General features: G+C 65.7%; 8 protein-coding genes. 4 read left to right on the plus strand and 4 right to left on the minus strand.

Annotated elements, in window-relative coordinates; all coding sequences use genetic code 11:
- The 3 genes from JWR89_RS15235 to JWR89_RS15245 all read left to right on the plus strand — a co-directional run.
- Window positions 1-1,692 (plus strand): type I secretion system permease/ATPase (locus tag JWR89_RS15235; protein WP_299717563.1); only part of this gene is annotated, 1,692 nt, incomplete at its 5' end.
- Complete coding sequence (locus JWR89_RS15240; RefSeq protein ID WP_299717565.1) at window positions 1,689-2,993, plus strand: HlyD family type I secretion periplasmic adaptor subunit; 1,305 nt, start codon at window positions 1,689-1,691, stop codon at window positions 2,991-2,993. The genes JWR89_RS15235 and JWR89_RS15240, both read left to right, overlap by 4 nt.
- 25 nt (window positions 2,994-3,018) lie before the next feature.
- Window positions 3,019-5,244 (plus strand): adenylate/guanylate cyclase domain-containing protein, encoded by a 2,226-nt coding sequence (locus JWR89_RS15245; RefSeq protein ID WP_299717567.1) that lies wholly within the window; start codon window positions 3,019-3,021, stop codon window positions 5,242-5,244.
- Window positions 5,245-5,363: 119 nt separating this feature from the next.
- Here JWR89_RS15245 and JWR89_RS15250 read toward each other — a convergent pair whose 3' ends face one another.
- Genes JWR89_RS15250 through ssuD form a run of 4 tightly spaced genes read right to left on the minus strand, consistent with a single transcriptional unit; the run spans window position 5,364 to window position 8,792 of the window.
- Window positions 5,364-5,948, minus strand: a complete 585-nt coding sequence (locus JWR89_RS15250; protein WP_299717569.1) for a flavin reductase family protein — start codon at window positions 5,946-5,948, stop codon at window positions 5,364-5,366.
- 7 nt (window positions 5,949-5,955) lie between these two features.
- Window positions 5,956-6,798: an ATP-binding cassette domain-containing protein gene (locus JWR89_RS15255; RefSeq protein WP_299717571.1), complete on the minus strand. Its 843-nt coding sequence runs from the start codon at window positions 6,796-6,798 to the stop codon at window positions 5,956-5,958.
- Window positions 6,799-6,822: 24 nt separating this feature from the next.
- The gene (gene ssuC / locus JWR89_RS15260; protein WP_299717573.1) at window positions 6,823-7,626 is read right to left on the minus strand and encodes an aliphatic sulfonate ABC transporter permease SsuC; all 804 of its coding nucleotides are present in this window, start codon (window positions 7,624-7,626) and stop codon (window positions 6,823-6,825) included.
- Entirely contained in the window at window positions 7,623-8,792 is a 1,170-nt protein-coding gene (gene ssuD, locus JWR89_RS15265; RefSeq protein WP_299717575.1) for an FMNH2-dependent alkanesulfonate monooxygenase, read from the minus strand. The genes ssuC and ssuD overlap by 4 nt, the downstream gene beginning before the upstream one ends.
- Before the next feature lie 373 nt (window positions 8,793-9,165).
- Between ssuD and JWR89_RS15270 the strand changes: the two genes are divergently transcribed.
- The coding region (locus tag JWR89_RS15270) for a PAS domain S-box protein (protein WP_299717577.1) at window positions 9,166-9,728 on the plus strand (563 nt) is incomplete at its 3' end.

Genomic DNA, 9,728 nt, shown 5'->3' on the forward strand with positions numbered 1-9,728 from the left:
GCCTGCCGCGGTGCGTTCCTCGGCGTCGGGCTGATGAGCTGCATGATCAATCTCCTGTACCTCACCGGCTCGTTCTTCATGCTCGAGGTCTACGACCGGGTGCTGCCGAGCCGCAGCGTGCCGACGCTGGTCGGGTTGATTGTGCTGGCGGGCGGGCTGTACATCGCCCAGGGCGTGCTCGATCTGCTGCGCGGCCGGATCCTGGTACGGGTCGGCACCGCGCTCGACGAGGCGCTGAGCCCGCGGGTGTTCCAGACCGTGGTAAGGCTGCCGCTGACCGCCGGCGGCCAGCAGGAGGGCCTGCAGCCGCTGCGCGACCTCGACAATGTCCGCGCCTTTCTGTCCGGCATGGGCCCCAGCGCGCTGTTCGACCTGCCCTGGCTGCCGCTGTATCTGGCGATCTGCTTCGCTTTCCACACCATGATCGGCATCACCGCACTGGTCGGCGCCCTCATTCTGGTGCTGCTGACCGTGGTCACCGAATACATGACCCGCGCCCCGGCGCGGGAAGCTACCACTCTGGCAGCGCGGCGCAGCGACATCGCCGCTGCCAGCCGGCGCAATGCCGAAGTGGTGGTGGCGATGGGCATGGCCGGCCGGCTGACCCGGCGCTGGACCGGCGCCAACGAGAGTTATCTCGCCGGCAACCAACGCACCAGCGATGTCGCCGGCGGCCTCGGCGCCATCGCCAAGGTGATGCGGATGATGCTGCAGTCCGCGGTGCTCGGCGTCGGCGCCTATCTGGTGATCAACCAGCAGGCTACCGCCGGCATCATCATCGCCGGCTCGATCCTCAGCGCCCGCGCGCTGGCGCCGGTCGATCTGGCGATCGCGCACTGGAAGGGGTTTGTCGCGGCCCGACAGAGCTGGCACCGGCTCAACGGGCTGCTCGGCGCGCTGCCGAAGCAGGCAACGCTGACGCAGTTGCAGAATCCGACCCAGACGCTGGCGGTAGAGAATGTGAGCGTGGCGCCGCCCGGCAGTCCCAGGATCACCGTCAGCGAGGTCAGCTTCGCGCTGAAGGCCGGCAACGGGCTCGGCATCATCGGTCCCTCCGGCTCCGGCAAGTCGTCGCTGCTGCGCGCGCTGGTCGGTGTCTGGCAACCGGCGCGCGGCCATGTCCGGCTCGATGCCGCCGCCTTGGAGCAGTGGTCGTCGGACGACCTCGGCCGCCACATCGGCTACCTGCCGCAGGACGTCGAGCTGTTCGCCGGCTCGATCGCGCAGAACATCTGCCGCTTCGACCCGGACGCGAAATCCGACGGCATCATCGCCGCCGCCCGGCAGGCCGGCGTGCATGAGCTGATCGTCACCATGCGCGACGGCTACGACACCGAAATCGGCGACCATGGCAGCGTGCTGTCCGCCGGTCAGGCGCAGCGCATCGCGCTGGCCCGCGCGCTGTACGGCGATCCGTTCCTGATCGTGCTCGACGAGCCCAATTCCAACCTCGACACCGAGGGCGACGAGGCGCTGACCCGCGCGGTGCGGGTGGCGCGCGAGCGCGGCGCCATCGTCATCGTGGTGGCGCACCGACCGATCGGCATCGAAGGCGTCGATATGCTGCTGGTGCTGAAGGACGGCCGTATGCAGGCGTTCGGGCCGAAAGAGACGGTGCTGGCGCAGGTGCTGCAGCGGCCGGCGCCGCCGCCCATCAAGATCGTGTCCGACGGCGGGGTAGCCAAGCCATGACCGCTCCCCCGACCGCGCGCGGCTCGATCCGCCTTCATCTCATTATCGGCCTTGTGGTCGTGCTGGTTCTCGCCGGTGGCATCGGCGGCTGGGCGTCCACGGCGCAGATCTCCGGCGCGCTGATCGCGCCGGGCTCGGTGGTGGTGGATTCCAACGTCAAGAAGGTGCAGCACCCGACCGGCGGCGTGGTCGGCGAGCTACGCGCCCGCGATGGCGACGTGGTCAAGGCCGGCGACGTGGTGGTCCGGCTCGACGACACCGTCACCAAGGCTGGCCTCGCTATCGTCACCAAGAACCTGAACGGGCTGTGGGCGCGCGCCGCGCGGCTGGAGGCGGAGCAGCGGGGCGTCGAGCGCATTACCTTTCCCCAGGTCCTCCTTGAGCAGATCGCCGACGACGACGTCAAGAACGTGATCGGCAGCGAAACCAAACTGTTCTACGTCCGCTCCGCCGGACGCACCGGCCAGAAGGCGCAATTGCGCGAACGCATCGCCCAGCTCAACGAGGAGATCGGCGGCCTGACCGCGCAGGAGGCGGCCAAGACCCGCGAGATCCAACTGGTGGAGAAAGAACTCGTCGGCGTCCGCGGGCTGTACAATCAGCAGTTGGTGCAGATTTCGCGACTTACGTTGCTGGAGCGCGACGCGGCGCGGCTGGCCGGCGAACGCGCGCAATTCATTGCCGCCCGCGCCCAGGCCAAGGGCAAGATCACCGAGACCGAGTTGCAGATCATCCAGATCGACAAGGACCTCGTTTCCGAAGTCTCCAAGGATTTGCGCGAGACTAACGACAAGATCGGCGAATTCGTCGAACGCAAGGTGACCGCCGAGGACCAGCTGCGCCGCATCGACATCCGCGCGCCGCAGGACGGCATGGTGCTGCAGTCCACCGTGCACACGGTCGGCGGCGTAATCACCGCCGGCGACGCCATCATGCTGATCGTGCCGCAGGCCGACAACCTCTCGGTGGAAGCCCGCGTCAATCCGCAGGACATCGACCAGTTGCAGATCGGGCAGAAGACGCTGCTGCGGCTCTCCGCCTTCAACCAGCGCACCACGCCGGAGCTGAACGGCGTGGTCAGCCGGGTGTCGCCGGACACCACCACCGACCAGCGCACCGGGCAAAGCTACTACACGATCCGGATCTCGATGCCGGCCTCGGAAGTGGCGCGGCTCGGCGACGTCCGCCTGATCCCGGGCATGCCGGTGGAAGCCTTCGTGCAGACCGGCGACCGCACCATGCTGGCCTATCTTGCCAAGCCGCTGAACGACCAGCTGATGCGCGCTTTCCGCGAGAAGTGATGGCCGCCAACATCCCGATGCCGACATGAAGCAAATGCGGCGAGTGCAGCGGCTGGCGCGGCGGTTCGGCCCTGCCCGCGCGTTCTGCGCCGCGCTGCTGCTGGTGTTAGCGCTGCTGCGCATCGCCGACCTGCCGGCGCTGGAGGAATTGCGGGTCCGCACCTTCGACACCTACCAGGTCATCGAGCCGCGCGCGAAAACGGCCCGCCCCGTCGTGATCGTCGATATCGACGAGGCCAGTCTCAAGAAGTACGGCCAGTTTCCGTGGCCGCGCAGCCGCATCGCTGAACTCGTAACCCACTTGACCCAGCTCAAGGCCGTGGTGATCGCGTTCGACATCACGTTCCCCGAACCGGACCGCACCAATCCCGCCATCGCCGCCGACACCATGGTCGGTCTCGACGACGCCACCCGCGACAAGCTGCGCGCATTGCCGAGCAACGACCAGCTCTTTGCCGATGCGATCCGGCGTTCGCGAGTGGTGCTAGGCGAATCCGGCCTGTCCGCCGTTAGTGCGGACCTCGACACCTCGCTGCCGGTAACCGGGCTGGCGATGCTCGGCGGCGATCCGCAGCCGTTCCTGGTTCGCTTTCCCGGATTGCTGCGCAACATACCCGAACTGGAAGGTGCCGCCGCCGGGCGCGGGCTGTTCAGCATTCGCAACGAACGCGATGGCATCGTGCGCCGGGTGCCGATGCTGATGCAGGCGCAGGGCATCACCATGCCCGCGCTGTCGTTCGAAATGCTGCGGGTGGCGACGGGTACCGACACCATCCTCGTCAAATCCGACCGCGCCGGCATCAAGAGTATCGCCGGCCGAGGCTTCGATATTCCCACCGACCGCAACGGCCAGCTCTGGGTGCATTTCGCCAAACACGACCCCAGCATTTACGTGTCTGCCGCCGACGTGCTCGATGGCACGGCGCCGGCAGCCAGGATCGCCGGCAGGCTGGTGTTGATCGGAACCTCGGCCGTCGGCCTGCTCGACACCAAAACGACGCCGCTCGATTCGGTACTGCCTGGCGTCGAGGTGCATGCCCAGGTGCTGGAAAGTGTGCTGACCAAGACGGTGCTGTCGCAGCCGAACTACGCGATCGGCGCCGAGCTGTGCATCGCGCTGCTGCTTGGCATTATCGTGATATGGCTGGCGCCGATGTTCGGGCCGGTGACGCTGCTGGCGATGGGCGCGGTGTTCGCAGCCCTGCTGGTCGGCACGTCGTGGTACTTCTACACGCAGAACAGGCTGCTCATCGACTTCACCTATCCGCTGCTGTCGACCACGCTGATCTATCTCAGCCTGATTTTCAGCAACTTCGTTCGGGAACAGCGGCAGCGGCAGCGCATCCGCTCGGCGTTTAGCCAGTACCTGTCGCCGGCGCTGGTGGCGCAGCTCGCGCAATCGCCGGAGAAACTGGTGCTCGGCGGCGAGGAGCGCGAGATGACCATCATGTTCTCCGACGTTCGCGGCTTCACCACGATCTCGGAATCCTACAAGCACGATCCGCATGGCCTGACCACGCTGATGAACCGCTTCTTGACGCCGCTCACCAATGCGATTCTCGACCGCAAGGGCACCATCGACAAATACATGGGCGACGCCATCATGGCGTTCTGGAACGCGCCGCTCGACGACGCCGACCACCAGGTCAACGCCTGCGAGGCCGCGCTCGACATGCTGGAGCGCATCGACGCGCTGAATGCGATTCGCGAAGACGAGGCGGCGCAGGGCGGCCACGTCTATATCCCGATCAAGGTCGGCATTGGCCTTAACACCGGCACCTGCGTGGTCGGCAACATGGGATCGGATCTGCGGTTCGACTATTCGGTGCTCGGCGACAGCGTCAATCTGGCGTCGCGGCTGGAGGGCCAGTCCAAGGAATACGGCTTTCCGATCATTGTCGGCTCGAAGACCGCACTGGCGGCCAAGGACAGCTTTGCGATCCTCGAACTCGACTTCATCATGGTGAAGGGCAAGAGGGAGCCGGAGGTGATCTACGCCATCGCCGGTCGCGACGACATGGCGCAATCGGAGCGCTTCCAGCGCTTGCGCAACCTGACCATCGAGATGCTGGCCTGCTACCGTAGCCGCGACTGGGAGGGCGCGCTGTTCGCCATCGAGCGCGGCCGCAAGTCCGACGTCGGGCAGTTGCTGGAGCTGCTGTATGATTTGTATGAAAAGCGGATTCTCGCTTATCGGCAAAACCCGCCGCCGGACGACTGGAACGGGGCCTTCGCGCTACTGACGAAGTGACCACACATGCCGACCACCGTCATTGCGAGGAGCCTTGCGACGAAGCAGTCCAGCGCTTCAGAGCTTGACGCTTTCTGGATTGCTTCGCTTCGCTCGCAATGACGTGGGGAGGCCAGCGATCAAATCTCCCGCAGTCCACGCACCGAGGGCAGGCTCACTTCCGCCAGCTTCAGTGCGTCCTCGTTCTGGTCGATGGCCACATATTGTCCATCCCAGTAGGTCAGCGCGGTGCGCGGCGCCGCGGTGATCACGTCTCGGACGCGGCCGATGACAATGGCGTGGGAGTGCCGCTCGATGACCTCTTCGACGTCGCAATCGATCGCGGCCAGGCTGCCGACCAACAGCGGCACGCCGGTCGCCCGGGTGACCCATTGCGCGCCGGAGAAGCGCGCCGCACCCTTCAAGCCGTCCTTGCCGGCAAACCGCTCGGCGATGTCGAGCTGGTCCGCGGTAAGAATATTGACGCCGAACGCGCCATAGCGCTGCAGCAGGGGCCATGATGACGACTGCCGGTTGACGCTGACGATCAGCGTCGGCGGCTCCACCGACAGCGACGAGACCGAGGTCACCGTCATGCCGGAGATGTCCTTGCCGCGGCCGACGGTGATAACGCTGACGCCACCGGCCAGAGCCCGCATGGCGCCGCGGAATTCGGCGGATGGCACGTCGCGGTCGATCTGGATATTACGCACGATGGAGTTCATGTCCGTCTCACAGGTCAGTGGCATCGCCGTTGCCCAGCAAGTTGCGCAGGATCGAGCCTTCCAGCGCGGCAAGTTCGGCCGAGCCGCGTTGCCGCGGCCGGGCGATGTTCACATCGATATCGTGCGCGATGCGGCCTTCTTCAATGACCAGCACGCGATCGGCCAGGGCGACGGCTTCCGCAACGTCGTGGGTCACCAGGATCGAGGTGAAAGCCTGGTCGTGCCACACCCGGCCAAGCAGCCGCTGCATCGAAATGCGGGTCAGCGCATCCAGCGCGCCGAGCGGCTCATCCAGGGCCAGCACGCGCGGATGGCTGACCAGCGCGCGGGCCAAAGCCACGCGCTGCTTCTGGCCGCCGGAGAGAACCGCCGGCCATTGGTCGCGCTTGTCGGTCAGACCGACTTCGCCGAGCGCGTTTTCGGCACGTGCTTTCGCGTCGGCGGAGGTGCGGTCAACGCCAAGGCCTACTTCGACGTTGGACAGCACGCGCGCCCACGGCAGCAGCCGCGGCTCCTGGAACATGACGCGGATATCTTCGGGGCGAGTCGTTTCGCCGAAGCTGATGGTGCCGGCGGTGGGCTTGTCGAGGCCCGCGATCAGCCGCAGCAGCGTGCTCTTGCCGCAGCCGCTCTGGCCGACAATGGCGACGAACTGGCCGGCAGGAATATGCAGATCGACACCGCGCAGCACCTCGTTGGTGCCGAACGATTTGCGCAGGCCTCGGATGGTCAGCGACAGGCCGCGGTTGGCCTGGCCTTCTTTGCGGCGCTCCGACAGCGCCTGCTCGAATTCGGAGGGAGCTTCGACCAGTTGAGCATCGATATGGGCGAGGCGAAGGGACTGATTCATGTTCATTTCCAACTTCAATTCCAATTATTTCTGGAACGCCGGGTGCCAGGACAGCGTCAGCCGCTCCAGCACGCGCGAGGCGCTGTCGGCGACCTTGCCCAGCAGCGCGTAGATCAGGATGCTCAACACGACGACGTCGATCTGCATGAACTCACGCGCCTGCATCGCCATGTAGCCGAGGCCCGACGACGCCGCGATGGTTTCCGCCACAATCAGCGTCAGCCACATGATGCCGAGGGCGAAACGCACGCCGACGAAGATCGACGGCAGCGCGCCCGGGAAGATCACCCGGCGGAACAGCTCGCCATTGCTCATGCCATAAATACGGCCCATCTCGATCAGGTGCGGATCGACGGTGCGGATGCCGTGCAGCGTGTTGAGGTAGATCGGGAAGAACACGCCGAGCGCCACCAGGAACAGTTTCGCCGACTCATCGATTCCGAACCACAGGATCACCAGCGGGATCAGCGCCAGATGCGGCACGTTACGCACCATCTGCAGCGTGGTGTCGGTGAGCTTGCTGCTCAATTCCGACAACCCGTTGGCGAGGCCGAAAGCGAAGCCGATGCTGCCGCCGATCAGGAACCCCACCGAGGCGCGCCAGAACGACACCCAGATGTTCTGCGCCAATTCTCCGGAGACCAGCAGCTTCCAGCCGGCCAGCGCGACATCGGTCGGCGCCGGCATCACCCGCGCCGGGACGAAACCGGTGACGCAGGCGATCTGCCAGGCCAGCAGAATGACCAGCGGCACGATCCACTGGGTCAGGCCATCGATGCGCGGCAAACGAAAGCTGCGAACGCGGGGAAGGATTTCTACGATACTCATGATGCGGAAGCCTGGCTGGCGAGCGGACGATGCTCATTGGCGATGGTTTCGCCGAGCGGACCGTTCTGGACGCGCAGCGGTGTGACGTTGTCGTGCTGCTGCAGGGACAGCAGCGGGAACACCAGTTCGGCGAAGCGGTAGGCTTCCTCGAGGTGCGGGTAGCCTGACATGATGAAGGTATCGACGCCGACGTCCTGATATTCCTTGATCCGCGCCGCGACTTCCTGGGGGTTGCCGACCAACGCCGTGCCGGCGCCACCGCGCACCAGGCCAACGCCGGCCCACAGGTTGGGGCTGATCTCGAGCTTGTCACGGCGGCCGCCGTGCAGTTCGGCCATGCGCTTCTGGCCGACCGAGTCCTGCCGCGCCAGCGTCTTCTGCGCGGCGGCGATGGTGTCGTCGGTGACGTATTGAATGAGTTCGTCGGCCGCTTTCCACGCAGCCTCGCTGGTCTCGCGCACCACCACATGGAGGCGGATGCCGAACGACAACGTACGGCCACGCTTGGCGGCAGCGGCTTTCACCCGCGCCACCTTCTCGGCCACGGCAGCGGGCGGTTCGCCCCAGGTGAGATACTTGTCGACCGTATCGACGGCGACATCGATGCCGGCATCCGACGAACCGCCGAAATACAGCGGCGGACGCGGCGACTGCACCGGCGGGAAGATCAGCCGACCGTCCTCGATAGAGATGTGCTTGCCCTGCACGTTGACCGTCTTGCCGGCCAGCAAATCGCTGTAGACGTTGAGGAATTCGCGGGTGACGGCGTAACGCTCGTCGTGATCCAGGAAGATGCCATCGCCTTTGTTCTCGACCGGATCGCCGCCAGTGACGACGTTGATCAGCAGCCGGCCATTGGTGACACGGTCCAGGGTCGCGGTCATGCGTGCGGCGACGCTGGGCGACTGCAGGCCCGGCCGCACGGCAACCAGATAACGCAGCCGCTCTGTCCACGGCGCGACGGCAGAAGCCACCACCCAGGAATCCTCGCAGCTACGACCGGTCGGCAGCAGCACGCCAAAATAGCCGAGCTGGTCGGCGGCCTGCGCGATTTGCCGCAAATAGTTGAAATCCACCGCGCGGGCGCCGTTGCTGGTGCCGAGATAACGGCCGTCGCCGTGGGTCGGCAGGAACCAGAGAACGTTGGCTTTGGACGAATTGCTCATGGGGTGGCCATCTTCAATCTCGAGCGAACTGCCGCGGATCGCAGGGATCCCGCAGCTTTGAGAATGATGGTGGCGGGCCGCAAGGGTGTCGATAGGGCCAAAAAAATAGCGATACGCGCGCTGCCGACCACCGCACGGACGCATGGTTCCTTTCAAAGATCGGCAACAGCCAACAGCATTCTTCTCCGCGGGCCCCCGGCGAATACCGCACGTCCGACGCTTTCGACTGCCCCCCCGTTTCGGCCGCCGCGTTGACGTTTTGTTAATGACGCCGCGCGGGTTCCCGGCAATTGCCGCCGCTCATACGTCCGTACCGCAATTTCTGCGGTCAGTTTAACCAAAACTACAACGGCATTTGCGACGGTCGGCCACCATGCAGAATGCATATGCCCCTGAAACGCTGCGACCGGCAGCCGCCGACCCCACCGCTCCCGACGCGCATGCGGCGGCGGTCAATGGGGGATTCGGTGGAGATCCCGCAGCCGAGCTCGAGATGCTGCGCGAGATCGTCCGGATGCTGCCGGCCTCGATCACGGTGCAGGACCACGAGGGCAACTTCCTGCTGGTCAATGACGCCGCCACGGCGCAGTTCAACGCGCCGGCCGCGGATTTTCGCGCCAGCGCTTCGAAACCGGAATTTCTGACCCAGGCGCTGAACCATCGTCGCGACACCGCCATCGACCTGCTGCACTCCGGCCGCTCCGCGGTGTTCGAGGAACGGATCAGCGGCGCGCGGGACGAGAGGATCTTTCTTACCCACCATCGCCCGGTGCGCATCGGCGAGCAAAGCCTGCTGCTGTCCAGCGCCAGCGACCTCAGCCGACACAAGGCGGCCGAGCAACAGCTATTCCGGCGCGCCTACTACGACGAGCTGACCGACCTGCCGATGCGGCGGGTGATCGAACAGCACGCCAACGACATCATCGCCCAGGATAG

It is taken from the genome of Tardiphaga sp. (assembly GCF_028290785.1).
Classification (GTDB): Bacteria; Pseudomonadota; Alphaproteobacteria; order Rhizobiales; family Xanthobacteraceae; genus Tardiphaga.

Coding starts and splice junctions, on each gene's coding strand:
- JWR89_RS15240 (WP_299717565.1), top strand. CDS start 1,689: ATGACCGCTCCCCCGACCGCGCGCGGCTCGATCCGCCTTCATCTCATT.
- JWR89_RS15245 (WP_299717567.1), top strand. CDS start 3,019: ATGAAGCAAATGCGGCGAGTGCAGCGGCTGGCGCGGCGGTTCGGCCCT.
- JWR89_RS15250 (WP_299717569.1), bottom strand. CDS start 5,948: ATGAACTCCATCGTGCGTAATATCCAGATCGACCGCGACGTGCCATCC.
- JWR89_RS15255 (WP_299717571.1), bottom strand. CDS start 6,798: ATGAATCAGTCCCTTCGCCTCGCCCATATCGATGCTCAACTGGTCGAA.
- ssuC (WP_299717573.1), bottom strand. CDS start 7,626: ATGAGTATCGTAGAAATCCTTCCCCGCGTTCGCAGCTTTCGTTTGCCG.
- ssuD (WP_299717575.1), bottom strand. CDS start 8,792: ATGAGCAATTCGTCCAAAGCCAACGTTCTCTGGTTCCTGCCGACCCAC.